The sequence below is a fragment of the Gordonia hankookensis genome, assembly GCF_014673215.1.
In the GTDB taxonomy this organism is placed as follows: Bacteria; Actinomycetota; Actinomycetes; order Mycobacteriales; family Mycobacteriaceae; genus Gordonia; species Gordonia hankookensis.
Genome location: NZ_JACWMS010000002.1, coordinates 229377 through 255181, shown reverse-complemented (window position 1 = coordinate 255181; position 25805 = coordinate 229377). Strand labels below are relative to the sequence as shown.

Below are 25805 nucleotides of genomic sequence, written 5' to 3'. Positions count from 1 at the left end.
CCGCGTCCCACAACAGCACCCGCGTGTGCGTCGCCTGCTGCCGATCACGCCGCGATGATGGCGAGTCGGGTCAACCACTCTCGGATGACGCCCACGACGCGACCGTTCTCCAGGTCGGACCAGGTCCAGCGCACCACCACGATGCCGAGTCGACGTAGTGCGTCTTCGCGAGCCTTCTCGCGGATGACGACGTCGGAGGTGCTCTCGCCGGGACGGACCAGCTTCTCGTACTTGACCCTTCCGTCGAACTCACCGACCAGAAGTCCGGCCCAGTCATAGTCGGTGCGCGCGATGACGTTCGCGCCGGTGCCACGGAACTCGTGCTGAAGTCGGGGGACCGGTAGACCTGCCTCGATCATCTGGGCGCGTCCCCAGGATTCGCCCGGATTCTCCGACAGTCCGTCCGCGTGGTGCAGTGCCCGCCTCGCGTGCGCCGCGCCGCGCCGCCTGCTGCCGAGTAGCCCCGCCATCACCTCGCGGTCTGCGCCTTTGCGCAACGCGGAATCGAAAACAGCCAACGCCCCGGCGAATCCCATGGGACTCGAACAGGCAACGTCGACCGCGGTGCGTTCCAGGGAGGTCACTCGGAGACCCTCGATCTCGACTACCTCGTCGGGGCCGAAGGTGCCGACATGTCGATGTTGAGTGGTGGTTCGATAGCCGCCGTCCGGCGAGCCGGTGGTCATGTGGATGCGGCGCAGGTTCGGTCTCAGCATCTCGACTCCGTGGATCGCTGCGGCCGACTGGTGGCTGAGGGTCGCGGCGACATCGCTCGTGACCGACGCCGCGACGGCCTTCAGCCGGTGCCATTCGGTGGGGGACCGCTGGCCCGCGGGTACACACACGCCTCGGCCGACGGAGATGGTCTCTTTGGTGTGCAGTGCACGCCGGTACTCGTCGGCCGAGAAGTGGGCGGACAGAACGGCAGCGCGATGGATCAGGCCATGGCGATCGGTGGGGAAGGGTGTCATGAACGTAGGACGCAGCAGCGCTGAGATCGGTGCCCACCGATATCGGAACGCGGATCAACTCGACTGACGCGGGTCGTCCGAGCAAACGCGGGTCGGCCTGTCGAACGCGGGTGGTCGACGACCCGCGTCTGCATGGTCGACCCGCGTACGGGGAACCCTCCGCAATTCCAGAGGTGTCGCATCACCCGGTCACATGGTTAACTATGTGTGATAACGGATGACGGGAGGGTCGATGGATTTCGCGCTGAGCACCGACCGGCAGGATCTGGCCGACGCCGAGCGTGCGTGGTTGCAGAAACATGATCCGATCCTGGAGCGGCGACCGTCGATCGACGACGGACCCGCCGCCGTGTCGTCGACCATGCGCAGGCACGTGACCGAGGCCGGCTACGCGGGGTTGCTGACCAAGGAGGTCGGCGCGACCAACGTCGACCTCCTGGTCCTCGTGGAGGCGCACGGGTGGGCGGGCAGCCCGGTGCCGCTCGCGGAGGTGGCCATCGCCGTGGGGCTGCTCGAAACCATGGGACACCGGGCGTGGGAGGCCGCCGCGGCCGGTGACGAGATCGTCATCCCGGTCCGTCCGCCGACGTCGGGCCGTCTCGACGCCGAACAGGTGGGTGATGGACTCCGGATTCGTGGGACGACCGCTCCGGCAACGGGCTTGGTCGACGCCGACCGCATCGTGCTGGTGGCACAAACGGCCGACGGCGGTGATGTCGTGGCGGTCATCCCCGTTCGCGACGTCGAGATCCGGGTGCGCGACACCCTCGATCTCCTTCGGTCGTGGGCGGTCGTCGACATCGACGTCAGCATCGCGGCCGAACACTGGGCATCGATGCCGACCGGCACGGTGGGTACCGTCACCGACCAGCTGGCGACATTCCGGGCCGTCGATGCACTCGGCTGTGCCGATCGGCTCCTCGGCCTTGCTGTCGAGTATGCCGGCCAGAGAGCACAATTCGACAAACCGATCGGTTCTTTCCAGGCGGTGAAGCACCACCTGGCCAACATGGCCCTCGCGGTGGAGGCGTCGCGTTCGACGCTCTGGGCGGCCGCGCTCGCGCTCGACGGCGACGATGCCACGGTGCGCGCTCGCGCGGTGTCCTCGGCTGTCGCGTTCGCCTGTCAGAGCGCAAGCGATGTCGCGCAGCTCGCGCTCCAGGTCCACGGCGGAATCGGATTCACCTGGGAGCACGACGTTCACCTCATGATCCGGCGGATCAAGGTTGACGAGCTCCTCGACGGTTCCGTGGACGATCATCGGCGTCGCATCGTCGACCTGCAGGTGGTGGCAGCGGATTAGTATCGGGAGCGTGCAATCCGACCGTGACCGAGTGCGTGACTCCCTGGCCGTGGACGGCGCGGTACGGGCGCCGAAGGCGGCCGAGCAGATCGCGGGCAGGTTGCGCGGGAGGATCGTTCGCGGCGAGTTGGCCCCCGGCTCGAAGCTCAAGCCCGAGAGGGAACTCCTGGTGGAGTTCGGTGTGTCGAGGCCGACGCTGCGTGAGGCATTCCGGATCCTCGAGAGCGAGGGCTTGATCGTCGTGGTGACCGGCGCGGGCGGCGGGCCGCGCGTGCAGGTGCCCGACCTCGGTGTGGTGTCCCGTCAGATCGGCTACTACCTGCAGATCAAGCAGACAACCCTCAAGGATCTGCTGGAGGCGCGCCAGGAGTTCGAACCGATCTGCGTGCGTTTGCTGGCCGAACGACGTACGCGAGGCGCGCTGCGCGAACTCGACGCTCTACTCGATGATCTCCGGCAGGTCGCCGACACCGGCTTCGCAACGGACTCCGCATATGCGGCGTGGGTCGACATGACGCGCGAGTTCCACGAATCGATCGCCGACCACTGCGGCAACAACACGTTGGCTGTGCAGGCCCGGGCGCTCGGCGAGATGTTGCGGGCGCACCATCGGCGGAGCCTCCGGTCGGTGAATTTCCGGCCGAGTACGCCACAGCTGGCCTCGGAGCTGATCGGGGACTACTCGAAGCTGCTGGACCTGGTCCGGGCACGCGACGGTGCCGAGGCCGAGCGGCATTGGCGCGCACACCTGCAGCGGTCGGCCCGCCTCACGTACCGGAATCAGGATCCGCGGTCGTTGGTCGATCTCGTCGACTGAGCGGGAACGCATGCATGGTCAATCGGCCATGGTGGGTAAGGTAACCAAGATAGATAACTCAGGGGCGTGATCTGTACCGCAGGAGTGAGGAGATCGGGTGACCAGTCCGTCGGGACGCCCTGTGCCGCAGCCCACACTGCGTTCCGCCGAGTTCTGGGCATCCGGTGCGGACGGGGTGCTGCGGGTCGCCGGCTGTGGACGATGTGCGCGACTGACCCATCCGCGGCCGGCGGCATGCCCGCACTGCCGAAGTCGCGATATCGAGATGGTCGCGGTGTCGGGGCACGCGGTGGTGGTGGGGTTGACGGTGAACCACCAGCAATGGTTGCCGTCCTTTCCGCCGCCGTATGTCATCGCCATCGTGGCACTCGACGACGATCCGGCCGTCCGACTGACCACCAACATCGTCGGCTGTGACGCCGCCGATGTGAGCATCGGGTCACGGGTACGGGTGACCTTCGAGAAGGCCGACGACGACATCTGGATTCCGCTGTTCGAACTGGATCCGCAGGCCACCGACCGGGGGACCGTGCCGGAACCGGAGGACCTGTCCGGGCGTCTGCGCGCAAGCCCGTCGTCGTCGAAGTTCGAAGAGGCGGTGGCGATCACCGGGATCGGGCAGTCACGCGTGGGGCGCAGGCTCATGGTCGACCCGCTGACGCTGACAGTGGATGCCTGCGAGGCCGCGGTCGCCGATGCTGGCCTGACGTTCGATGACATCGACGGCCTGGTGACCTATCCCGGCGGCGCGAGCGCGGGTGGGCTCACCGAGGGTGGGATCATGCCGGTCGAGGAGATCCTCCGGATCCGGCCAACCTGGGTCAACGGCGGCAACGAGTTCCCCGGCCAGAACGGCTCGATCGTCGCGGCGATGCTCGCCGTCGCGGCAGGCCTGTGTCGCCACGTGCTCTGTTATCGGACCGTGTGGGAGTCCAGCCATGCGTCGCTGGTCCGGGAGGGCCGGTGGCACACGCCGAATGCGCGGGCGACCGGGATGATGGAAGGCCGTGCGCCGTATGGCGCGATGTCGGCGGCGAATTGGATCGCCCTGTGCGCCAGCCACTATTTCCACCGTTACGGTGGTGGTCGGGAGACGCTCGGTCGGATCGCGGTCACCGCACGGACACATGCGGCAGCCAACCCCGAAGCGGTGTACCGGGACCCGATCACACTCGACGACTATTTCTCCGCGCGGATGATCTCGAGCCCGTTCGGGCTCTATGACTGCGACGTGCCCGTCGACGGCGCGGTCGCGGTGATCGTCTCGGCGGTCGACGCGGCGCTCGACTGCCCGCATCCGCCGGTGTTCGTCGAGGCGGTGGGTACCCAGATCATGGAGACGCTGTCGTGGGATCAGGGCACGTTGACACATCTCCCACAGAGTCTCGGCCCGTCGGCGCACCTCTGGTCGCGTACCGATTTCGGGCCGGGGGACGTGGACGTCGGACTCCTGTACGACGGCTTCACCTTCAACGCGCTCTCCTGGCTGGAAGGGCTCGGTTTCTGCGAACCCGGCGGAGCAGCCGATTTCATCGGTGACGGGAGTGCGATATCCCTCGGCGGGCGGCTGCCGCTCAACCCACATGGTGGACAGCTCTCCGCGGGCCGGTTGCACGGATACGGGTTCGTCCGGGAGGCGGTGCTGCAGCTGCGGCAGGAGGCGGACGGTCGCCAGGTCGACGACGCGCGACTGGCCGTCGTCACGTCCGGCGGAGGTGTCCCCTCGGGGGCGATCCTGCTCCGCAGTTGACCGCCACACGAGGCGCGGATCGCCGGCAGGCGCTGTCAATGGCGCTGGTGAGGTAACTTAACAAGTAATCGTTGTCGACTGGAGAGGACACCCCCACGTGACCGACAACTCGACTGTCCGGGTCTTCGCGACGCGCCATGATGCCGAGCGTGGTATCCGGACGCCGAAAACCGCCGAGCTCGTTGCCCGGAGGTTGCGGGGGATGGTCGTCGACGGCGAACTCAAGGCCGGCGATCACCTGCCGAACGAAGCCGAGCTGATGGAGCTCTTCTCGGTCAGTCGGCCAACGCTCCGCGAGGCGATCCGGGTGCTCGAGGCAGAGCGACTTGTCGAGGTCCGTCGCGGCTCACGATCGGGAGCCAAGGTGTGTGTGCCCGGTCCAGAGGTGGTCGCACGCCCTGCGTCGCTTCTGCTGGAGTTGTCCGGAGCAACCGTCGCCGATGTGTACCGTGCGCTCGAGGCGGTCGAGCCCACGGCTGCCCGCTTGCTCGCGGAGGAGGGACCCGAGGAGGCGTTCGACGAGTTGGAGCAGTTCGTCGACGAAGTGGTCCCCGCCGAGTTCGCGTCCGGCCACCTGGGCCGCGCCGCAGCGGATTTCCACCTGCGGATGGTTCAGCTGTCGGGAAGCCCGACGCTGGCCCTGATCTCCGGCATGGTGCACGAGATCTTCGAACGCAATCATGTGGCGTTTGCCAAGGAACGCCTCGATTCCGGTCGTGCCCAACATGAATCGAACTACAAGCTGTTCGTTCGATCCCAGCGACGCTTCATCAAGTTGCTGCGGGCCCGCGACGGTGCAGGGGCGTCCGCCCACTGGCAGAAGCACATGGGCGTTGCGCGGGAGTTCGTGATGCTCGGCCGTGAAGACCTCCGGGTCCAGGATCTGCTGGACTGAGGCCACCGCGCTAGCGTGGTGCGAACCGTTGTCCGGCGTCGAGTCGGATGCACTGGCCGTTGAGCATCGGGTTGTCGACGATTGCCAGCGCGAGTTTCGCGTACTCCTCCGGCCGTCCCATCCGTTTGGGGAAGGCGGCATCCTTCACCAGTGGGGCCACCTGCTCGTCGGTGAATGCCGCTGTGGCGCCGGTGGAGAACAGGCTGGGCGCGATCGCGAGGACCCGGATTCCGAGAGGTCCGAGGTCGCGCGCCATCACCAGAGCGCTGCCGGCGATCCCCGCCTTGGCGGCCGCGTAGGCGACCTGACCGATCTGGCCTTCGAATGCCGCGAGGGACGAGGTGTTGACGATGACCCCTCGTTCATCGTCGACCGGTTCGTTGACGCTCATGTGCAGAGCCTGCAGACGGTTCAGGTTGAAGGTCCCCACCAGATTCAGATCGATCACCTGGCGGAACATGTCGAGGTCATGAGGGCCGTTGCGGCCCAGGGTTTTCTGTACTTTGCCGCCGCCGGCGGTGTTGACCGCGATGTGGAGCCCGCCGAGGTCGGCCACCGCGGCGGAGAGTGTGTCCTCCATGCCGTCGAAATCCGTGATGTCGGTGGCATGGAAGACTCCGCCGATCTCGGTGGCGAGGTCTTTGCCATCGCTGCCCTCGCGATCGAGGATGGCGACCCGCGCGCCCGCCTGTGCCAGGGCCTGCGCGGTCGCGCGACCCATCCCGGATGCTCCGCCGACGACGACGGCCGATTTCCCTGCGATGTCCATGCTGATCCTCGCCCTCTGTGCATCTGCTCTCGACCGCCGACGCGGGCGGCCTCCACTTGTGTCTGACTTATAATACTATCTAAACTATGTCGGACGGTCGGGCAGAGTGGACGACGTGGCTCGATCAGCGTGTGACGAGGCGCGGTCACCGTCTGCGCGAGAGTCGTGTGGCGGCGCGCCAACCGGGATGAGGACTGAGGTATCGGATGAACATCGCGTTGTTGTCGGACATGGCCGCGGATGGCTTCGGGGACCGGGTCGTCGTGGGTACCCGGGACGCGGGGATCACCGCGATGGACCTACGTTCGATGTCCACCGCGGGTGCGGAGGTCATCCGGAGGGCGCGCGCCGACGCAGTTGTCTATCTCGCGGTGAACGGACCGGCTTTTCCGGTGGCGATGTTCTCGGCGGCGCGTGCCGGAGTGCCGTTGGTGCCGGTCAACTACCGGCTGGGGCGTGAACAACTCGATGCCCTTCTCGCGAATCACCGCTCGGCCCTGGCGATTGCCGATCCCGAGCATGTCTCGATCCTCGAGCAGGCCGGTCTCCGGGCGCTCACCACCGAGCAGTGGCTGGATCAGACGCGAACCACCACACCGGCCTCCGTCACGGACGGGCCGTCTGACGGCATCGATGCACCTGCCGTGATCATCTACACCTCCGGGACCACGGCGGCGCCCAAGGGGGTGTTGTTGCGCAACGAGAATCTCACGTCGTACGTGTTCGGATCGGTCGAGTTCGCGAACGCCGATGCGACGGAAGCCGCGTTGGTCAGCGTTCCGCCGTATCACATCGCGGCGGTCGCGAATGTCATCAGCAATCTGTATGCGGGACGAAGAACTCTGGTGCTGGAGCAGTTCACCCCGCAGGAATGGCTGCAGACAGTGCGGGACGAATGCGTCACGAATGCCCTGGTGGTCCCCACGATGCTGTCCCGGATCGTGGAATCCGATGCGGACAAGTCGGTTCCGTCGCTGCGCAATCTCGCCTACGGTGGCGCTCCGATGCCGTCCCGGATCATCGAACAGGCCCTTCGGCTGTGGCCCGATGTCGGGTTCGTGAACGCGTACGGACTCACCGAGACGAGTTCGACCATCGCGGTGTTGGGACCGCAGGATCATCGTGATGCCCTGGCGAGTGACGACGAGCGTGTACGCACACGACTCGGTTCGGTCGGTCGAGCGCTGCCGGGGGTTCGGATCGAGATCCGCGACGAAGGCGGGGCGGTGCTGCCCGCCGGTCACCTGGGGAGGATCTGCGTCTCCGGCGAACAGGTGTCGGCGGAGTATGCGGGCGTCGGTCGGGTCGTGGACGAGCAGGGGTTCTTCGACACGCGCGACAAGGGATTCGTCGACGACGACGGATTTCTCTTCGTCGGCGGGCGCGCTGACGACACGATCATCCGTGGGGCGGAGAACATCGCGCCTGCCGAGATCGAAGACGTCATCCTGCGTCATCCCGACGTTCTCGACGTCGCGGTGGTCGGGGTGCCCGACGAGGAGTGGGGCCAGCGTATCGAGGCCGTCGTGGTCGTGCGGCCTGATGCCGGTCGCGATGCCGAAGGTCTCCGCGCGCATGTACGTGCGACGCTGCGCGGTAGCAAGACACCGGAGAGATTCGTCTTCTGGGACCAGGTGCCGCGCACGGAGACGGGGAAGCTCGTCCGACGGCATGTGGTCGACCGCCTGGTGAGCGAGTCCGCGCCTGCGTCGGTGAACGGGGCGTGACGAGTCCTGCGGCGGTGCGATACTCACGTGAACGCGCAGACCGACGAAGGAGGACGACATCGTGGACCTCGATGCCCTGACCACAGTGATCGGCGAGCTCGACGATCACGTTCTGACGCTGACCCTCAACCGCCCCGAGCGGCTGAACTCGTTCACCGACACGATGCGTACGGAGTTCCGACAGATCTGGGATCACGCGCGCGAGCAGGACGACATCCATGTCATCGTGCTACGGGCCGCCGGTGACCGTGCCTTCTCGACCGGCATGGACACCCGCGAGGGAACCTTCATCTCCGACAACGTCTTCAGTCGGCGTGACCCTGGAAACGATCTCTCTCCCAAGCACAACGGGTGCTGGAAGCCGCTGATCTGCGCGGTCCACGGGATGGTCGCCGGCGGGGCGCTCTACTGGCTCAACGAGGCCGACATCATCGTCGCCAGTGACGACGCCCAGTTCTTCGACCCACATGTCTCCTACGGTCTGGTCGCTGCACTGGAGCCGATCGGCCTCGCGCACCGGATCCCGATCGGTGAGGTACTCCGCATGGTCCTGCTCGGCCTCGACGAACGTATGTCCGCGCAGCGGGCACGTGAGATCGGGTTCGTCAGTGAGATCGTCGCGCGCCAGGATCTCTGGCCGCGGGCCGATGCGCTCGCTCGGCGGATCGCTGCGAAACCGCCTGCGGCGATCCAGGGCAGCGTCCGGGCGATCTGGGAGTCCAGGGACACCGGGCGGTCCCAGGCGCTGGCGACGGGCATGTCGTACACCTCGCTGGGCAACCCCATCGGCAAGGCACAGGTGAACAGGTCCGAGGTCGCGACCCGAGACTACGAGATCCGATGATCGCCCTGTGTGCACGTCACGGCATCTGACGCGGAAGGGTGGTCGATCGTGAAGTACGGAGTGACAGCCGAATTGGATGGTTTCCGGGCCGAGGTGCGCGACTTCGTCGAGCGACACGCGCCTGCGATCCCGCCCAAGGCCGGAGTCCGCGTCGCAGAAGACCGGGAAGAACTCGCGCTCCTCAAGGAGTGGACCGGCAAACTGTTCGAGGCCGGCTACATCGGGGGATCGTGGCCCCGCGAGTACGGGGGCAACGGCCCCGACCACCAGCTCGAGCGTGATGTGGTGGTCGGCGAGGAGATCGCCCGGCATCGTGCGCCTGCCCCCATCCAGGGCGCGGCGAATCTGGTCGCCCATGCGCTGATCGACCACGGCACCGACGAACAGAAGAAGGCCTACCTCGGCGGAATCCGAACGGGCGAACACATCTTCTGCCAGCTCTTCAGCGAGCCCGGGTCGGGGAGCGATCTCGCATCGTTGCGCACCCGGGCCACGAGACTCGACGGCGGTGGCTTCCGGATCACCGGGCAGAAGGTCTGGACGACCAACGGGCAATGGGCCGACTACGGTTACCTCCTGGCGCGAACGAATCCAGAAGCCCCCAAACACAAGGGCATCAGCGCCTTCATCATCGACATGAACCTGCCGGGTATCGACGTCCGGCCGCTGCGCGAGATGACCGGGACCGCCGACTTCAACGAGGTCTTCCTCGACGAGGTCGAGGTGGACGAGAGCGCGCTGATCGGCGAGATCGACCACGGCTGGCGGATCGCCAACTCGAGCCTCGGGCACGAGCGGTCAGGAGTGGCGAACAACGCAGTCCGTCTGCAACGCAACATATCCGCGCTGATCGAACTCGCCGGGAGAGTGGAGCGCCACGGCCGTCCGGCGATAGAGGACGAGTCGGTTCGTCAACGTCTCGGTGCTCTGTCCGCGTCGGCCGATGCGTTGTCGGCACTGGTCTATGCGGCTCTCACCCGGGTCTCTCGGGGCGACGTCCGTGCGGGTGATGCTCCGATGACGAAGCTGATGTTCAGCGAGCTCGGGGTGGAGATCGCCTCCTGTGCACTGGAACTCTGCGGTGAGGACGGAATTCTGTGCTCCGGTGAAGAGTCGGCTGTCGATCACGGGAGATGGCAGGACGAATTCCTCTATGCCCGTGCGTACACCATCGCAGGCGGCAGCTCGGAGATCATGCGGAACATGATCGCCGAGCGCGGATTGGGTCTCCCTCGCTGATCGTCGTCCCGGATCCTGTCTCGGACTCGTTTGTCGACCGCGCACGGGGTTGTCATAGTTAACTATGTCATATACCTTTACTGCATAGGCCTGGCCATCCCGTATCGGGAGTGTGCCGTCGGAGGGGCGGTGTCACCGCTCGGAGATCACTGGGTTCTGGCGCGCGAACCGGATTCGCGCGGAACGGAGGCGTCATGACGGGTATCAGACAGGCACTCCGCGAATTGTGGTCCGCCCCAGACGATGCCCGGATGATCCAGCAAGACGGACGGTGGTATTCGTGGGGTGAGGTCCGCGCCCTCGCCGAGAACATCGACCGCGGGCTGACCGGTATCGGCGCCTGCGAGGGATCGCGGATCGGTGTGGTTCTCGGAAACCGTATGGAGTCGATCGCGGCACTGGTGGCTCTCCTGAGTACCGGCCGCACGATCACGACCCTCAATCCGATGCAGCCGATCGGGCGCCTCACCGCGGATCTGCACCAGTCCCGTCCGCATGTCGTCTTGGCGCCTGCGAAACTCTGGGACTCCGACGAGTTCAGTGCTGTTGCTTCCGAGATCGGTGTCGACGGCTTCGCCCTCGACGCCGGGCTGACGCGACGGGCGACGCGGAACGTGGACGCCGAGGACGACGCGACGGCGTCGGCGACGGTGGCGATCGAGATGTTCACCTCGGGAACGACCGGCCCGCCCAAGCGGATCCCGTTGACCTGGCGCCAGCTCGACGCGGCGATGTCCGCCGTGCACGGTCACGTCGGTACGTCGTCGTCGACGCGGCGACCGTTGACCGGCCGTGTCGCGCTGGTGACCCTGGCGATCGTGCACATCGGCGGTATGTGGGGTGTGCTGCAAGCGCTCACCGAGGCACGCCCGTTTGTCTTGCTGCCGAGATTCACCGTGGCAGGGTGGGTCGGTGCCATCGAGGAGCACAAGCCGAGGATCGCGAGCCTGCCGCCCGCCGCGATGCGATCGCTCCTCAACGCGGACATCCCCGGTGAGAAGCTCGAGAGTCTGCGGGCGGTCACCGCAGGCACCACATTCGTGAGTCCTGATCTGGCCGATGAGTTCATCGGGCGCTATGACATCCCGGTCCTCATCGTCTATGGGGCGACGGAGTTCTCCGGCGCGGTTGCCGGCTGGACGAAACCGATGCACGAGCAATGGTGGGCGACCAAGCGGGGAAGTGTGGGTCGAGCCTTCCCCGGTGTGCAGCTGCGCGTGGTCGACGACCGGCGCTCGGTTCTCCCGCGGGGGGTCACGGGTGCGCTCGAGGTGTGCTCGGGTCAGACCGGGTCGGGCTCCGATGAGTGGGTTCACACGAGCGACCTCGCCCACGTCGACGACGACGGATTCCTCTACATCGACGGTCGCGCCGACGACGCCATCATCCGAGGTGGGTTCAAGGTGCAACCCGAGGTGGTGGCCAACGCGTTACGTGAGCACAGTGCGGTCCTCGACGCCACTGTCTACGGCAAGGACGACGACCGGCTGGGGCAGGTTCCGGTGGCGGTCGTCGAACTGGTGGACGGCACCCAGGTGGTGGACGAGGCCGAGCTGAAAGAGTTCCTGCGCGGCCATCTCACCGGGTACGAGGTCCCGGTGAGCATCCATGCGCTCGAATCCCTGCCTCGCAGTGTCTCTCTCAAGGTCGATCGCCGTCGTCTGCTCGAACTCGTCGCCGAGCTCGAGGCGTCGAGCGCCTGAGTCCGGTCACATCACACCGCGCGACCCGTGGAATGGGTCAACCAGTCCGTCAGGAGATTCCGATGTCTGCAGTGATCGTCGAAGCCGTTCGCACGCCCGTGGGTCGAAAGAAGGGTTGTCTGTCCGGGATTCATCCGGCCGACCTCTCCGCGACCGTCCTGGCCGGACTCGTGGAACGGGCCGGGATCGATCCGGAGATCGTCGACGACGTGATCTGGGGCTGCGTCCAACAGGTCTCGGAACAGGCGATCGACATCGCCCGAACCGCGGTGCTCACGGCCGGCTGGCCGGAGTCCATTCCCGGTGTGACCGTCGACCGGCAATGCGGATCGTCGCAACAGGCACTGAACTTCGCGGTCGCGAGTGTCGAGGCGGGACACTACGATGTGGTGGTCGCAGGCGGCGTGGAGTCGATGTCGCGCGTCCCGATGGGTTCATCGACATCGGTGGGGGAGAGTCCGTTCACTCAGCGGTATCGCGAGCGGTACGACGGGGTCGTCCCGAACCAGGGGATCGGCGCGGAGATGATCGCCCAGAAATGGAGTCTGTCGCGCAGCGATGTCGACACCTATGCGGCCCGATCGCACGAACGCGCCGCGGCCGCGCAGGATGCGGGATGGCTCGACGAGCAGATCGTGCCGGTGACGACGGCCGACGGCAACGTGTCCGCCGACGAGGGAATCCGCCGCGGGACCTCGGTCGAGACCTTGGCGAAACTGGCGCCCGTGTTCGCCGAGGACGGTGTCATCCATGCGGGCAATGCATCCCAGGTCTCCGATGGTTCCGCGGCCCTGCTGGTGATGAGTGAGGAGGTTGCGCGGCGGCACTCCCTCACCCCGTTGGCGCGAGTGCACACGGCTGTGGTCACCGGTGCGGATCCCGTGATCATGCTGACCGGACCGATCCCCGCGACGGAAAAGGCGCTCGCCAAGGCACGCCTGAATCTGTCGGACATCGGGGTCTTCGAGGTCAACGAGGCCTTCGCGACGGTTCCGTTGGCATGGCAGCGGGAGCTCGGGGTGGACGACGACATCCTGAACCCGAATGGCGGCGCCATCGCGTTCGGCCATCCGCTGGGAGGTTCGGGCGCCCGGATCCTCACCGATCTCATCGCGCACATGCGACGCAACCACATTCGGTACGGACTGCAGACGATGTGCGAGGGCGGCGGTCAGGCGAACGCCACGATTCTCGAACTGCTCGAGGCCTGAGGTCGACCCGTCGGCCCGATCAGCATGGCTGACCTGCGTAGTCCCACTCGCCGGGAGACGAGACCCGCTACCGCCCAGATCGTTACACCATGGATCACACCGGACGAATCGTGAGGAGTAAGCATGCACCGCCCGATGGAAGGTGTCCGCATTCTCGAGGTGGCCCAGTTCACCTTTGTCCCGGCGGCCGGGGCGGTCCTGGCCGACTGGGGTGCCGACATCGTCAAGATCGAGCACGCGGAAAAGGGCGATGCGCAGCGAGGGCTGGTGCGAGTGCTCGGCTACGACCTGGCCGGTTCGTCGTTCGCACCCATCATGGAAGGTCCGAACCGTGGGAAACGCAGTGTGGGGTTGGCGCTCGAACGGTCGGAGTCCAGGCCGGTGCTCGAAGAACTCGTCAAGAACAGTGACGTCTTCCTGACCAACTTCTTACCCCCCGCGCGAGCCAAGCTGGGGATCACCCTCGAGGACATCCGGGCGATCAATCCCGACATCATCTACGTGTCGGGGAGCGGATTCGGGTCCGAGGGCCCCGATGCGGACAAGGGGGGCTATGACTCGACCGCATTCTGGGCTCGCGGCGGCAGCGCCTTCGGAACCACCCCGGCCGAGGCGGAGCGCGTCAGCTTCATGCCCGCAGGCGCATATGGGGACAACATCGGTGGGATGACCATCGCGGGCGGTATCGCGGCAGCGCTGTACGGCCGTGCGATGACCGGGGAGCCGTCGGAGATCGACGTCTCGCTGCTTGCGGTGGGTGCGTGGGCCACTCAGTTCACCGTGAACATGGCGCTGATGCGCGGCGAGGCGATGCCCGCACCATCTGCGGAGAAGCGTTCCGCGAGTGCCGGTAATCCGCTGTCGGGTGCCTACCGCACGTCCGATGGACGGTGGATCCAGTTGTCCATGCTGCAGGCCAAACGGTATTGGCCCGAGTTCTGCCAGGCGATAGGTCACGACGAACTCGTCGATGACGAGAGATTCGGGACCGATGAACTGATCACGCAGCACTATGCCGAAGCGCTGGACATCTTCTCGGAGATCATCGGTGCGCAACCGCTCGACCACTGGCGTGCCGCGCTGAAGAATATTCGCGGGCAATGGGCCGTCGTGCAGGATTCCTGGGATCTCGGCAATGACGAGGCCTTGACCGCCAACGGGCGCATTGCCGAGATGGTCGATGCCGAGGGCAACTCACAGAAGCTGGTCGCCAACCCTGTGAAGTTCGACAACGCGCCGGTATCTCTCACCCGCGCACCAGGATTTGCCGAGCACACCGACGATGTTCTCCGCGAACTGGGGTTCGACGACGACCAACTCATCGCTCTGAAGATCGCCGGTGCGGTCACCTGACGGAGTCCTCGTCGGATTCGTCCGCCAGCGAGATACCCTAACCCGAAACGGAGTGCGCGATGAAAGTCTCGATCGACCTCGACAAGTGTGCCGGCCATGCTCGTTGTTTCGCCACATCGCCAGAACTGTTCGAGATCGATGACGGCGGCTACGCACTGAACGCAGAGATCAGTGTGCCGGAAGAAGACGAGGCGGTGGCCCGCGACGCCGTCGCGGCCTGCCCTGAGCGTGCCATCGAAACCCATTGATCCCGGCAACGGGAGCCCGTACCAGAGAGAGGTGCCCACATGGCGACCCGTGATGCCGTGATCGTCGAAGCGGTCCGGACGCCCATCGGCAGACGCAACGGCTCACTCTCCGGAATCCACGCGGCCGACCTGTCCGCAGTCGTGCTCCGTGAGCTGGTGCGGCGCACCGGGATCGACGCCGGATCCGTCGACGATGTGATGTGGGGCTGCGTCACCCAACTGGGCGACCAGTCCAGCAATATCGGGAGATTCGCGGTGCTCGCCGCCGGATGGCCGGATTCGGTCCCGGCGGTGACGATCAACCGGGCATGTGGGTCGGGCCAGCAGGCGATCGAGTCGGCTGCCCATGCCGTGATCGCCGGGGCGTATGAGATCGCGATCGCGGGTGGCGTCGAGACCATGTCCCGGGTGCCGCTCGGAGCCGCACGGGAGAGTGGTTTCCCCTACGGTCAAACCGTTTTCGATCGCTACGGTGTCGAGGAGCTGAACCAGGGCCAGGGCGCGGAGATGATCGCCGAGAAGTGGGGTCTGTCCCGTCTGGCGCTCGACGAGTACGCCACCCGCTCACACCAACTGACCGCCGCCGCCGTCGATCGGGGAGCCTTCGACGCCCAGGTGGTGCCGGTGGAGACGGCCGACGGCGTGTTCTCCGTCGACGAGGGGCTGCGGCGTGGCACCACACCGGAGAAGCTCGCCGGTCTCAAGCCCTCCTTCCGGGAGAACGGGGTGATCCACGCGGGTAACGCATCGCAGATCTCCGACGGCGCCGCGGGCGTGATGATCATGACCTCACAGAAGGCTGCCGAGCTGGGTCTGCGTCCGATCGTCCGGCTGGTGGCGGGTTCGGTGGTGGGCGACGACCCGGTCCTGATGTTGACGGGACCGATCCCGGCGACTCAGAAGCTGTTGGCGCGCACGGGCCTCTCGATCCGCGACATCGGTGCGGTGGAGGTCAATGAGGCGTTCGCGCCGGTGCCGTTGGCCTGGCAGATCGAGCTGGGTGCCGATCCGGAACGCGTCAATCCCCTCGGAGGGGCGATCGCAGTCGGTCATCCTCTCGGCGCTTCAGGCGCGATCCTGACCACCCGACTCATCAACCACATGCGGGACAACGACATCCGATATGGAGTGCAGGCCATCTGCGAGGGCGGTGGCACGGCGAATGCCACCCTGTACGAGCTCGTCGACGAACCGCAGGCGGTCGTCGTATCGCACCAATGACACCGACCGAGGGGAACAACCATGCCGCAACGCTTCTACGACGATGATCACGAGGCATTCCGGCAAGTCGTCCAGAGCTTTGTCGCCCGCGACGTGACACCGAATCTGGATGCGTGGGAGGAGAATCGCGCAACCGGACGTGAGGTGTGGAAGGCTGCCGGAGCTCTGGGAATCCTCGGTGTGCGAACGCCGGAGGAGTATGGCGGCGGCGGTGCCGGGGACTATCGGTTCCGGTGTGTCGTCCAGGAAGAACTCGCGCGTGTGGGTGCAGCGTCCCTGGCCTCGGGCTTCTCGATCAACGAGGACATCGTCGGGTCGTACCTCACCGAGCTCGGGACCGATCGGCAGAAGCGCGACTGGCTGCCCGGGATGGCACAGGGCGACGTGGTCGCGTCGATCGCGATGTCAGAGCCGGCCGCCGGCTCCGATCTGCGTGGCATGAAGACGACGGCGGTTCGCCGCGGTGGCGATTGGATCATCAACGGCGCCAAGACGTTCATCACGAGCGGATACTCATCGGATGTGGTCCTCACCGCGGCGCGGACCGGCGAGAAGGACGGCAGGCCACAGCTGTCGCTGATCCTCGTGCCGACCACCACGCCGGGCTTCGCGCGAGGGCGGAAGTTGCGGAAGCTCGGCCTGCATGCCCAGGACACCGCCGAGATCTCCTTCGCCGATGTCCGCGTGCCTGCCGAGAACCTGGTCGGCGCCGAGGGACGTGGCTTCCACCATCTCACGGCGCAACTCCCGCTCGAACGCCTCTCGATCGCGTGGCGGGCGCTCGCCGCCGCCGAGGCGGCGCTCGACTGGACCGTTGGATACACGAGCGAGCGCAAGGCATTCGGTACGCGGATCATCGACTTCCAGAACACCCGGTTCGCACTCGCCGAGATGACCACCGAGGTCGAGATCACCCGCGCATTCCTCGAGCAGGGCATCCTGGCGCTCAACGCAGGCGAGTTCGACGCCACGCTGGGAGCCAAGGCGAAATGGTGGACCACCGAATTGCAGAACCGGGTCATCGATCGGTGTCTGCAGATGCACGGCGGATACGGCTACATGGACGAGTACCCGATCTCACGTGCCTACGCGGATGCCCGTGTCCAGACGATCGTCGGTGGTACCACCGAGATCATGAAGGAGATCATCGGCCGCGATCTGGCGAGCCGCCACCCGGGCTGACCTGTCCGGCCGGCATCCCGTGCCGGCATCGGAGGGCCGAAAAGAACTGCGGCACCGGAGGACATCTCCGGTGCCGCAGATCTGCCGTGGGTGCGTGACCACCCAGGGGACATCACTGTTTCGCGACGCTGACCTTGGTCGGATCGGTGAGCTTGCCGTCTTTCATCGTGAGCACGATCATCGTGTCGCCGCACAGCGACTTCAGGCCGGGAATCGCCGTTCCGTCACAGGTGAACGTGATGCCGTCGCCCGCGGGCAGTACGACGTCCTTGGCCGTCCTGATGGCGTTCCCGATGGTCTGCTGATCGACCTCGCCGGTCAGACCCGCGGTTGCCCGCACCAAGCCGAGCATGCCCTGGTAGCCGGTGACGGCGTAACCCTGCGTGGCGGTCTCCGGGGAGTACTTCTCCATGACCGTCCGGTACAGGACGCTCTCCGGATCGTCGGACACCGTGTCGGCACTGCTGAATACCCGCAGATTCTCGACGCCCGAGGTGCCGACGGCCTGCACGACCTCGGGAGCCGCGCAGGTCTGCGGTGAGATCGGGATGGCCTTGGAACCAAGGGTGTTCAGTGCCTTGAGGACCGACGTGCAGACCGTCGATTCGCCGTAGACCAGTACGCCGTCGGGATTCGCGTCGAGGCCCGCGCTCACCTGGGGCGTCGCGTCGGCGGTGCCGAACGGGATGGTGATCAGCTTGAACTTGATGCCGGCGGCCTCGAACGCGGGCCCGCCCATCCTCGTCAACGACCCGGTCGCAGCCGGACTGTCGATGCTGTAGGCGACCACCGACTTCATGCCCTGCTCTTTGGCGAACCGCGCCATGGCCTGGGACGTGTTGGAGCCGGCCGTCCAGACATACGAGTTGTCGCTGGTGATCTCCGCCTGACTGCCACCGAGGGCAGTCACGTACGAGATGCCCGCCTTGGTGATGATGGGCGCGATGATGCTACCGAGGCCGGTGTTGGTGACGACTACCGCAGGCACCTTCTGCTCGACCATCTGGTTGGCGCAGTTGCGGGCCGACACCGGGTCCTCCTGCTCCTTGCAGATCACCAGTTCGATGGGGCGGCCCGCGATTCCGCCGAGGTTCTCGTTGGCGTACTTCGTTGCCGCCTCAGCAGCCTCGCGCGTCTCCGGCAGCGACATCGCCTGGCCGCCCTCGTTGGCGATGAGGCCGATGCGCACCGGAGCACCCGATGCCGCCTTGCCGGAGAAGGCATCCGAGGGCACGGCGGCGCTACTGCCGCCGCTGCTGCTGTTGTCTGAATCGTCGTCGCTGCTGCACGCTGTCACAGTGGCAAACAGGACCGCTACGGCAGCCGCGGCGACGATCCGCGCGGTGTACGGACGGCGGACGGATTTCATGGGGTTCCCTTTCGGCGTCGCGGCGACGTGCCGCGATTTCGTGGTACGTGAGGAGCTGTTCATCGGTTTCGTTCGCGAAATGGTCGGATTCGCAATTTCTTCGGTGGTTCCAGAAGCGCGGAGACGCTACTGGACGGAGTCGGCGGGAACCAGGGGATCCGTGCTCCCTCCCTTGCCGTCGTGGACGCCCAGGTAGGCCTGCTCGATGAGTTCGGGTGTCGCGGCGAGCGTTCGGGCGTCGCCCTGCAGGACGTTCACCCCATGCCGGAGGACCAGTGCGGTATCGGCGACTTCGAGAGCAAGGTGCACATGCTGTTCGACGAGGATCACCGCGGTGCCGGTCTCGTCGGCGACTTGCCGCATCACCGGCAGCAGTCGCTCGACGATGACGGGCGCGAGTCCCATGCTCAGTTCGTCGATCAGCAGGACGCCGGGGTGCTGGGCCAATGCGCGACCGATCGCCAGCATCTGTTGTTCGCCTCCCGACAACGCGCCGGCCTGGACGCGCAGGCGATCGCGCAGGCCGGGAAAGTAGTCGAGGATTGCGTCGCGTTCGGCCGTCCATCGGCGTCGAGCACGGACGGCCAGTCGGAGGTTCTCCTCGACGGTCAGTGTGGTGAACAGCTCTCGGTTGTCGGGGACCAGGACGAGTCCCGCCCGCGACGCGGCCCGTGCGTGTCCCGCCTTCACCACGGTCCCGTCCACCTCGACCGTGCCGCCGAGGCCGGGCAACAGGCCGGCGAGTGTCAGCAGCGTAGTGGTCTTCCCCGCTCCGTTGGGTCCGAGCAGGGCGAGGACCTCGCTCCGGTGGACCTCCAGGTCGAGATCGCGCACGCACGGACGGCCTTTCGCGTATCCGGCCTGGAGACCGTCACATCGCAGAACCGTGGTCATGCCGTCACCTCCTTGCCGCTGTGGGTCGCGCCGAGGTAGGCGCGGGTGACCTGTGGGTTGGTGCGCACCTCGTCCGGGGTGCCGATTGCGATCCGTTTGCCCAGATCGAGCACGACGATCCGATCGCACACCTCGAGGACCAACTCCATGTCGTGATCGACCATGACGATGGTGGTCCCGGAGTCGCGGATCGCCCGCAGCCGGTGCCCCAGCCAGACGCTCTCCGTGGTGTCGAGTCCCGCCGCGGGTTCGTCGAGTAGCACCACCTGCGGCCTGCCCGCCAGGGCACGGGCCACCGAGACGAGTTGTCGCTGGCCCTGTGAGAGCTCTCGGACCGGACGATCTGCCACCTTGTCGAGGTGCAGGACCTCGAACAAGTGGTCCATCTGCCCCGCGTCGAGTGGTGGATGGTCGGAGCCCCGGTGCAGTGATGCGGTGGTACCCACCGACACGTTCTCGCGGACCGACAAGTCGTCGTAGAGGTCGATGCCCTGGAACGTGCGGCCGAGTCCCGCGCGACTGCGTTGGAATGCGCGCCGTCCGTCGAGCGAGTCGCCGGCGAGCGATACCGTGCCGTCGGCATCGGCGAACCCGCTGATCGCATCGATGAAGGTCGTCTTGCCCGCCCCGTTGGGTCCGATCAGGCCGATGATCTCACCTGCGTGCACATCGAACGACACATCGTCGAGGGCCGTGATCCCGCCGTAGCGGACCCCGATGCCATGTGTGGACAGGACGACGTCGCCGACCTCACGGGCTGTGCCGCGGTAGATCTCGTCGTCGGTCAGTTCGACATCGAGGTCGGTGCCGAGCGCGGTCGCACCCGACCTGCCCAGCCGGGTCCGGATTTGCCCGATGCGCTTGTAGACGTCGGCGATGATGCCCTCTGGGTTGGCGATCACGGTGATGACCAGCAGGATTCCGGTGATGACCGAGTAGTAGTCTCCGACGTTCGCCACCCGGTCGAGGAAGACGAAGAGGATGCCACCGGCACCCATGATGCCGGCGAGCATGGCCCCCGAGACGCAGGTGATTCCGGCCAGGTAGCAGACCGCGAACATCGCGATCCCGCCGATGGCCGTGAATGCCTCCGGAACGGCCATGGTCTGTTGATAGGCCATCAGCGACCCGCCGATACCCGCGATGAACGCGCCGATCGCGAACGCGACCAACTTGGTTCGTGACACGTTGATCCCCGAGGCCGCGGCCGAACGTTCATTCGCGCGGATCGCGAGCATCGAGGCGCCCAGCCTACTGGTGCGCAACCGGATCACGGCCAGTGCTGTCACGACGAGGACGATGAGGCAGACCACCCCGAAGGCGATGCGCGGGTAGGAGTCTCCCGATCCGATCCCGAGGTCGAGACCGAACAGCGACGGATCCGAGACGTGCGCGCCGTCGATACCGCCGTTGAACGTGTTGTTGCGGAACCAGAATGCCTCCAGGAACACCGCGAGGCCCAGCGTGACGACGGCAACCGGCAAGCCGCGGATACGCAGTGCAGGCAGGCCGACGACGACTCCGACGACAGTGGCGACGAGTGCCGCGAGGATCGGCGCAATCGGGAACGGGATACCCATGTCCACCGTGAATCTGCTCAGCATGAATGCGCCGACACCGCCGAGCGTCAACTGCGCCAACGAGATCTGGCCCGCGAACCCCGTGACGACCACCTGTGAGAGCGCAATGATTGCCAGGGTGAACGTCATGATGATCGCGCCGCGATAGCTGCCCTGGGTGAAAATCAGGAACACCAGGGCGATCGCCGTCCAGATCGCGCCGATGACGAGTGGGTTCCTCGGGCGTGGAGCCGCGCCGAGCGTGTTCTGGATGATCGCGCCTCGGCTGGGCAGCGGCTTTCCCCGGAACACGAGGAACACGAGGATGAGCACGAGTGGGATCAACTCGGCCATGCCGGACTGTGGCATCCAATCGATCGTCGACTGCAGGTGCGTCATCTCCGACTGCAGGACACCGATTCCGAGCCCGGCGGCCACCGCCGGGCCGATCGCGCTGAAGTTGCCCACCAGGGCCGCGGCCAGCGCGGGCACGATGAACAAGGTGTACGACACGGGGATGAGGGGCACGATCGGGGCGATCAGGATGCCGGACAGGCCGGCGATCATGGTGCTCAGAGCCCAGTTGGCGTAGGCGATCCGCTCGGGCGACAGGCCGGTCACGAGTGCGCCGGTCTCGGTCTCGGCCGCTGCCCGGGTCGCCAGCCCGAAGCGGGTGAGCCGGAACGCGAGGATCAACAGCACCGTGAGCGCGATGACGATACCGGCGAACCACAGGCGGTCGACGGGGACCCGGATGTCACCGAAGGTGACGATCCCGGTCGGGAGGATCGGATCGACGGAGACCGGTGTGGTCCCGACGCGTGCCGCGAGCAACGCCTGGATCGCGAGCATGAGAGCGATCGAGGCGACGGCCTTGGCGGTCGCGGGTGCCGTCCGCAGCAGCCGGAACACGGCGAAGTACAACAAGACTCCTAGAGCCGCGGCGATGGCCAGCGAGACCACCATCGCCGGGAGGACGTCCAGCTCTCCCCCCAGGTCCACCGTCTTCGGGAAGCCGGGGACCGGGATGAGGAGCTCACCGTTGCGGAGATAGGCGAATGTGTAGGCGATGTAGAGGGCGACGGCCCCGGTCGCGAAGTTCACCACGCCGGAACTGCGATAGGTCATGACCAGGGCGAGGGCCAAGGCCGCATACACGGCGCCGTTGCCCAGGCCCAGGAACAGGAACTGGATGTCTTGTGTCATCGGATTGCCTTGTGATCGACGGACGGGTTGGTCTCGGCTCGCGCTACTGACCGCCGACGATCTGCGCATCGACGAGCTTGCCGTCCTGGAGTGTCGCCACCACAGATCCCTTGCCGCACACCGCCTTCATCTGCGGGTTTGCAGTGCCGTCGCAGGTGAAGGTGAGACCATCGCCGGCCGGGAGCACGACGTCCTTCGCGGTCCGGATCGCACCGGCGACCGCGCCGGGGGAGGTGTCGGCGCCGTCGAGAGATCGGGTCGCGCGGACCAGGCCCAGCACACCCTGGTACCCCACGTAGGCGTAACCCGAGATGTCCGTGTCCGGCGCATACTTGGCGATGACACTGCGATACAGGGTGGCCTCCGGGTTGTCGCCGGTGGTCTGGGCGGCAGTGAAGATCTTGGTGCCGTTGATGTTCGAGCCGACGGCGGTGACGACATCCGGGGTGGCGCATCCCTGGATGCCCATCTTCTCGCCCGAGAACCCGAGCGTCCCGAGCGACTTCAGTGCTGCCGTGCAGAGGGTGCCTTCGCCGACGACGACCACCCCTTCTGGCGAGTCCGCAAGGCCGGCGCTGACCTGCGGTGTGGCGTCGGGGGTTCCTGGCGGGATGGTGACGATCTTCAGATCGACACCGTTGGCCTTGAAGGCTGGCGCCCCGATCGCCTTGAGCCCGTTGACCGCCGCTGGGACGTCGATGGTGTATGCGGTGACGTGCTTCATGTTCTCGGTCTTGGCGTGTGCGGCCATCGCCTGCAGACTCGACGGGAAGCCGCCGGTCCACAGGAACGCGTTGTTCGAGGTCAGTTCCTGCATGCTCTGGCCGGAGGCGGACACGTAGGGTATGCCGGCGCCGGTGATGATGGGAACCAGCACGTCACCCTGACCGGTCGTGGTCACCACCACCGCGGACACCTTCTCCTCGACCATCCGGTTCGCGCAGTCGCGTGCCGACGTGGGTTCTTCGGCGTTCTTGCACTCCACCAGGTTGATCTTGTGACCGCCGATCCCGCCGAGCTGCTCGTTCGCGTACCGAGCCGCGGCCTCGGCGGCCATGCGATTGTCGGGTTGCGAGATCGCCTGGCCACCTTCGTTGTTGATCATCCCGATCTTGATCTCGTCACCGGTGGCCGCCTTGCCGGGGAATGACGCGGGCGGGGCCGCGACATCGGACTGAGCAGTGGAATCGCTGCCCTCTCCGCCGCATGCGGTCAGTGCCGTCGCTGCGATCACGATGGAGGCCGCCAGCACGCCGGCGGGACGGAGGCCACGCAGAGGATTCATCGGTGTTCCTTTGGTAGTCGGTCCCGCCGGACGGACGGATCAGGCAACCGCGGTCGGATGTCGGATGCGCATCGCCGGTAGATGACCTAGCTAACTATGTATGTTTCGGTACTATCGCACATCGGTCGACCGCACGGAACAGGTTTATCGAACTATCTCTGCAGGCGGGACCGGCGATTGACGGCATCCCCCGGCTATGCGGAGGTTCAGGTCATTCCTTCGGGCGTCTGCCGTATCTGGGGCCCTCTGGATCGGGGAGTCGGAGAAGGTCATATAAGTTAGCGTGCCGAAGGACACTGGATCGTCCCGACTCTCTGTGTGGACACTCGACTGAGTCTGCGGATGATCGGCGAAGCTCTGGTTGCATGGGGCAACATAGACAACTATGTTAGATATGTTGCCGCGGTGAGTCACCGCAGTGCCGCGACCCACCGTCACCCGAGGGCGGAAGCTGCTCGGGTACTAGGAGTTGTCAATGCTCACAACACGTTTGACCGAGCTGTTCGGCATCGAGCACCCGATCGTGCAGGGCGGGATGATGTTCGTCGGCCGCGCCGAACTGGCGGCCGCGGTGTCGAATGCAGGCGGTCTCGGAATCATCACGGCGCTCACCCAGCCGACCCCGGACGACCTGGCTGCGGAGATCGAACGCTGTAAATCTCTGACCGACAGACCTTTCGGTGTCAACCTCACGCTCACTCTCTCGATCAATCCACCGCCCTTCGCCGAATATCGTCGGGTGATCATCGAGTCGGGTGTCGGGGTGGTCGAGACCGCGGGTTCGGATCCCACCGAGCACATCGAACATCTCAAGGAACACGGGATCACCGTGATCCACAAGTGCACGAGTGTGGCGCATGCACTCAAGGCCGAACGGATCGGCGCGGACGCGGTGAGCATAGACGGCTTCGAATGTGCCGGGCACCCGGGTGAGGACGACATCCCCGGGCTCGTCCTCATCCCGGCGACCGCGGACGCCATCTCGATTCCGTTCGTCGCCTCGGGCGGTTTCGCCGATGGCCGTGGCCTCGCCGCTGCGCTGTCCCTCGGTGCGGACGGGATCAACATGGGAACGCGGTTCATGTGCACTCGGGAGAGTCCCGTGCACGACAACATCAAGGACCTGATCGTGGGTGCGTCGGAGCGCGACACCCGGCTCATCATGCGGCAGTTGCGGAACAGCATGCGGGTCGCCAAGAACACCGTGAGCGAGGAGGTGGTCGAGGTGCTGCAGCGCGGCGGGCGGTTCCGCGACATCAAGGACATGGTCGCGGGCATCCGCGGGCGACGGGTTTTCGCCGAAGGCGACCCGGAACTGGGTATCTGGACGGTCGGTCTCGCCCAGGGACTCATCCATGATGTACCGACCGCGGGCGACGTGGTCCGACGCAGTGCGGAGGAAGCCGAGCGCGTGATCGAGGGACTGGGGAAGATGATCGTGGGGGAATCGCTCGTCACCGCGCGAGGGTCGAAGTGATGACCGACGAGGCGGCACCCGAGGTGCCGGAGACACCGCCACTGCTGGTCGAACGCGTCGATCAGGTGACGGTCTTGACCCTGAACCGTCCGGAACGCCGGAATGCGATCAACCGTGACATGCGCCGGGCGATGAAGAAGGAGCTGTGGCGTGCCGACGACGACCCGGACGTCCACGTGGTGGTCATCACCGGTTCGGGCAGTTCGTTCTCCTCCGGTGTGGACCTCCCGGAGGCGCTCTCGGGGCCATCCCCGCGGACGGAGGGCCCGACCCCGACGCAGGTGCTGCGCGCCATCTCCAAGCCGGTCATCGCCGCCGTCAACGGGCCCTGTTACACGGGAGGTTTCGAGCTCGCTGTGAACTGTTCGTTCATCATCGCGTCGGAACAGGCCGTCTTCGCCGATACGCATGCACAGATCGGACTGCTCAACGGGTGGGGTGGCAGCGCTCTGCTGCCCCGCACGGTCGGCCTTGCCGCTGCCATCCAGATCATCCTGAGCGGAGAACCGATCGAGGCCGACACCGCGTTGCGGATCGGGTTGGCCAACGAGGTCGTCGAGCACGATCGCCTGCTGGACCGGACGCTCGAGATCGCACACACGATAGCCGGCGGGCATCCCGGTGCCGTGCAGCGGATGCTGCGTCTGCTGAAGGACGGTGCGGGCGCTTCGGTCACCGAGGCCCTCGCACTCGAGGCCGAAGCGGCTGTGTCGTTCCGTACGACGGGTTCCGACATCACCGAGCGATACGGCAGGCGGCGCTCGGCGGCGAAGGGTTCCTGA

General features: G+C 66.2%; 21 protein-coding genes. 15 read left to right on the top strand and 6 right to left on the bottom strand.

Features of this window, described 5'->3' with window-relative positions; translation table 11 throughout:
- Positions 1 to 44: 44 nt before the first annotated feature.
- On the bottom strand, positions 45 to 971 hold the full coding sequence (locus IDF66_RS08445; RefSeq protein WP_190266505.1) for a hypothetical protein: 927 nt from the start codon (positions 969 to 971) through the stop codon (positions 45 to 47).
- 232 nt (positions 972 to 1203) lie between these two features.
- Here IDF66_RS08445 and IDF66_RS08440 point away from each other — a divergent pair, with 232 nt between their 5' ends.
- From IDF66_RS08440 to IDF66_RS08425, 4 genes are all read left to right on the top strand, one after another.
- The gene (locus tag IDF66_RS08440; protein ID WP_190266504.1) at positions 1204 to 2274 is read left to right on the top strand and encodes an acyl-CoA dehydrogenase family protein; all 1071 of its coding nucleotides are present in this window, start codon (positions 1204 to 1206) and stop codon (positions 2272 to 2274) included.
- A 10-nt stretch (positions 2275 to 2284) separates the two neighbouring features.
- Positions 2285 to 3091 carry a FadR/GntR family transcriptional regulator gene (locus tag IDF66_RS08435; protein ID WP_190266503.1) on the top strand — a complete coding sequence of 269 codons (807 nt, stop codon included), beginning with the start codon at positions 2285 to 2287 and terminating at the stop codon, positions 3089 to 3091.
- Positions 3092 to 3188: 97 nt separating this feature from the next.
- Entirely contained in the window at positions 3189 to 4841 is a 1653-nt protein-coding gene (locus tag IDF66_RS08430; RefSeq protein WP_190266502.1) for a thiolase C-terminal domain-containing protein, read from the top strand.
- A 97-nt stretch (positions 4842 to 4938) separates the two neighbouring features.
- Entirely contained in the window at positions 4939 to 5736 is a 798-nt protein-coding gene (locus IDF66_RS08425; RefSeq protein WP_190266501.1) for a FadR/GntR family transcriptional regulator, read from the top strand.
- Between the two features lie 10 nt (positions 5737 to 5746).
- On the opposite strand, the gene IDF66_RS08420 is transcribed toward IDF66_RS08425, so the two are convergent.
- The gene (locus IDF66_RS08420) at positions 5747 to 6505 is read right to left on the bottom strand and encodes an SDR family NAD(P)-dependent oxidoreductase (protein ID WP_190266500.1); all 759 of its coding nucleotides are present in this window, start codon (positions 6503 to 6505) and stop codon (positions 5747 to 5749) included.
- Positions 6506 to 6711: 206 nt separating this feature from the next.
- On the opposite strand from IDF66_RS08420, the gene IDF66_RS08415 reads away from it, so the two are divergent.
- From IDF66_RS08415 to IDF66_RS08375, 9 genes are all read left to right on the top strand, one after another.
- Positions 6712 to 8232 (top strand): class I adenylate-forming enzyme family protein, encoded by a 1521-nt coding sequence (locus tag IDF66_RS08415; protein WP_190266499.1) that lies wholly within the window; start codon positions 6712 to 6714, stop codon positions 8230 to 8232.
- A 61-nt stretch (positions 8233 to 8293) separates the two neighbouring features.
- Positions 8294 to 9076, top strand: coding sequence for an enoyl-CoA hydratase/isomerase family protein (locus IDF66_RS08410; protein ID WP_190266498.1), 783 nt, complete (start codon positions 8294 to 8296; stop codon positions 9074 to 9076).
- Between the two features lie 48 nt (positions 9077 to 9124).
- Positions 9125 to 10315: an acyl-CoA dehydrogenase family protein gene (locus tag IDF66_RS08405; protein ID WP_190266497.1), complete on the top strand. Its 1191-nt coding sequence runs from the start codon at positions 9125 to 9127 to the stop codon at positions 10313 to 10315.
- 194 nt (positions 10316 to 10509) lie between these two features.
- The gene (locus IDF66_RS08400) at positions 10510 to 12018 is read left to right on the top strand and encodes a class I adenylate-forming enzyme family protein (RefSeq protein ID WP_190266496.1); all 1509 of its coding nucleotides are present in this window, start codon (positions 10510 to 10512) and stop codon (positions 12016 to 12018) included.
- A gap of 62 nt (positions 12019 to 12080) precedes the next feature.
- Positions 12081 to 13229 (top strand): thiolase family protein, encoded by a 1149-nt coding sequence (locus IDF66_RS08395; RefSeq protein ID WP_190266495.1) that lies wholly within the window; start codon positions 12081 to 12083, stop codon positions 13227 to 13229.
- A gap of 123 nt (positions 13230 to 13352) precedes the next feature.
- Positions 13353 to 14582: a CaiB/BaiF CoA transferase family protein gene (locus tag IDF66_RS08390; protein WP_190266494.1), complete on the top strand. Its 1230-nt coding sequence runs from the start codon at positions 13353 to 13355 to the stop codon at positions 14580 to 14582.
- A 59-nt stretch (positions 14583 to 14641) separates the two neighbouring features.
- A complete protein-coding gene (locus IDF66_RS08385; RefSeq protein WP_190266493.1) occupies positions 14642 to 14830 on the top strand; it encodes a ferredoxin in 189 nt (62 codons plus the stop codon).
- A 39-nt stretch (positions 14831 to 14869) separates the two neighbouring features.
- Entirely contained in the window at positions 14870 to 16051 is a 1182-nt protein-coding gene (locus tag IDF66_RS08380) for a thiolase family protein (protein WP_190266492.1), read from the top strand.
- Between the two features lie 21 nt (positions 16052 to 16072).
- Complete coding sequence (locus tag IDF66_RS08375; protein ID WP_190266491.1) at positions 16073 to 17233, top strand: acyl-CoA dehydrogenase family protein; 1161 nt, start codon at positions 16073 to 16075, stop codon at positions 17231 to 17233.
- 112 nt (positions 17234 to 17345) lie between these two features.
- On the opposite strand, the gene IDF66_RS08370 is transcribed toward IDF66_RS08375, so the two are convergent.
- The 4 genes from IDF66_RS08370 to IDF66_RS08355 form a co-directional block, all read right to left on the bottom strand.
- A complete protein-coding gene (locus IDF66_RS08370; protein WP_190266490.1) occupies positions 17346 to 18602 on the bottom strand; it encodes an ABC transporter substrate-binding protein in 1257 nt (418 codons plus the stop codon).
- 126 nt (positions 18603 to 18728) lie between these two features.
- Complete coding sequence (locus IDF66_RS08365; protein WP_190266489.1) at positions 18729 to 19496, bottom strand: ABC transporter ATP-binding protein; 768 nt, start codon at positions 19494 to 19496, stop codon at positions 18729 to 18731.
- On the bottom strand, positions 19493 to 22261 hold the full coding sequence (locus IDF66_RS08360) for a branched-chain amino acid ABC transporter permease/ATP-binding protein (RefSeq protein ID WP_190266488.1): 2769 nt from the start codon (positions 22259 to 22261) through the stop codon (positions 19493 to 19495). The genes IDF66_RS08365 and IDF66_RS08360 overlap by 4 nt, the downstream gene beginning before the upstream one ends.
- A 43-nt stretch (positions 22262 to 22304) precedes the next feature.
- The gene (locus tag IDF66_RS08355) at positions 22305 to 23546 is read right to left on the bottom strand and encodes an ABC transporter substrate-binding protein (protein WP_190266487.1); all 1242 of its coding nucleotides are present in this window, start codon (positions 23544 to 23546) and stop codon (positions 22305 to 22307) included.
- A 475-nt stretch (positions 23547 to 24021) separates the two neighbouring features.
- On the opposite strand from IDF66_RS08355, the gene IDF66_RS08350 reads away from it, so the two are divergent.
- Both IDF66_RS08350 and IDF66_RS08345 read left to right on the top strand, forming a co-directional pair.
- Positions 24022 to 25023 (top strand): NAD(P)H-dependent flavin oxidoreductase, encoded by a 1002-nt coding sequence (locus IDF66_RS08350; protein WP_164307418.1) that lies wholly within the window; start codon positions 24022 to 24024, stop codon positions 25021 to 25023.
- Complete coding sequence (locus IDF66_RS08345; protein ID WP_190266486.1) at positions 25023 to 25805, top strand: enoyl-CoA hydratase-related protein; 783 nt, start codon at positions 25023 to 25025, stop codon at positions 25803 to 25805. Before IDF66_RS08350 ends, IDF66_RS08345 begins: the two co-directional genes overlap by 1 nt.

Coding starts and splice junctions, on each gene's coding strand:
- IDF66_RS08445 (WP_190266505.1), bottom strand. CDS start 971: ATGACACCCTTCCCCACCGATCGCCATGGCCTGATCCATCGCGCTGCC.
- IDF66_RS08440 (WP_190266504.1), top strand. CDS start 1,204: ATGGATTTCGCGCTGAGCACCGACCGGCAGGATCTGGCCGACGCCGAG.
- IDF66_RS08420 (WP_190266500.1), bottom strand. CDS start 6,505: ATGGACATCGCAGGGAAATCGGCCGTCGTCGTCGGCGGAGCATCCGGG.
- IDF66_RS08415 (WP_190266499.1), top strand. CDS start 6,712: ATGAACATCGCGTTGTTGTCGGACATGGCCGCGGATGGCTTCGGGGAC.
- IDF66_RS08400 (WP_190266496.1), top strand. CDS start 10,510: ATGACGGGTATCAGACAGGCACTCCGCGAATTGTGGTCCGCCCCAGAC.
- IDF66_RS08395 (WP_190266495.1), top strand. CDS start 12,081: ATGTCTGCAGTGATCGTCGAAGCCGTTCGCACGCCCGTGGGTCGAAAG.
- IDF66_RS08390 (WP_190266494.1), top strand. CDS start 13,353: ATGCACCGCCCGATGGAAGGTGTCCGCATTCTCGAGGTGGCCCAGTTC.
- IDF66_RS08385 (WP_190266493.1), top strand. CDS start 14,642: ATGAAAGTCTCGATCGACCTCGACAAGTGTGCCGGCCATGCTCGTTGT.
- IDF66_RS08380 (WP_190266492.1), top strand. CDS start 14,870: ATGGCGACCCGTGATGCCGTGATCGTCGAAGCGGTCCGGACGCCCATC.
- IDF66_RS08375 (WP_190266491.1), top strand. CDS start 16,073: ATGCCGCAACGCTTCTACGACGATGATCACGAGGCATTCCGGCAAGTC.
- IDF66_RS08370 (WP_190266490.1), bottom strand. CDS start 18,602: ATGAAATCCGTCCGCCGTCCGTACACCGCGCGGATCGTCGCCGCGGCT.
- IDF66_RS08365 (WP_190266489.1), bottom strand. CDS start 19,496: ATGACCACGGTTCTGCGATGTGACGGTCTCCAGGCCGGATACGCGAAA.
- IDF66_RS08360 (WP_190266488.1), bottom strand. CDS start 22,261: ATGACACAAGACATCCAGTTCCTGTTCCTGGGCCTGGGCAACGGCGCC.
- IDF66_RS08355 (WP_190266487.1), bottom strand. CDS start 23,546: ATGAATCCTCTGCGTGGCCTCCGTCCCGCCGGCGTGCTGGCGGCCTCC.
- IDF66_RS08350 (WP_164307418.1), top strand. CDS start 24,022: ATGCTCACAACACGTTTGACCGAGCTGTTCGGCATCGAGCACCCGATC.
- IDF66_RS08345 (WP_190266486.1), top strand. CDS start 25,023: ATGACCGACGAGGCGGCACCCGAGGTGCCGGAGACACCGCCACTGCTG.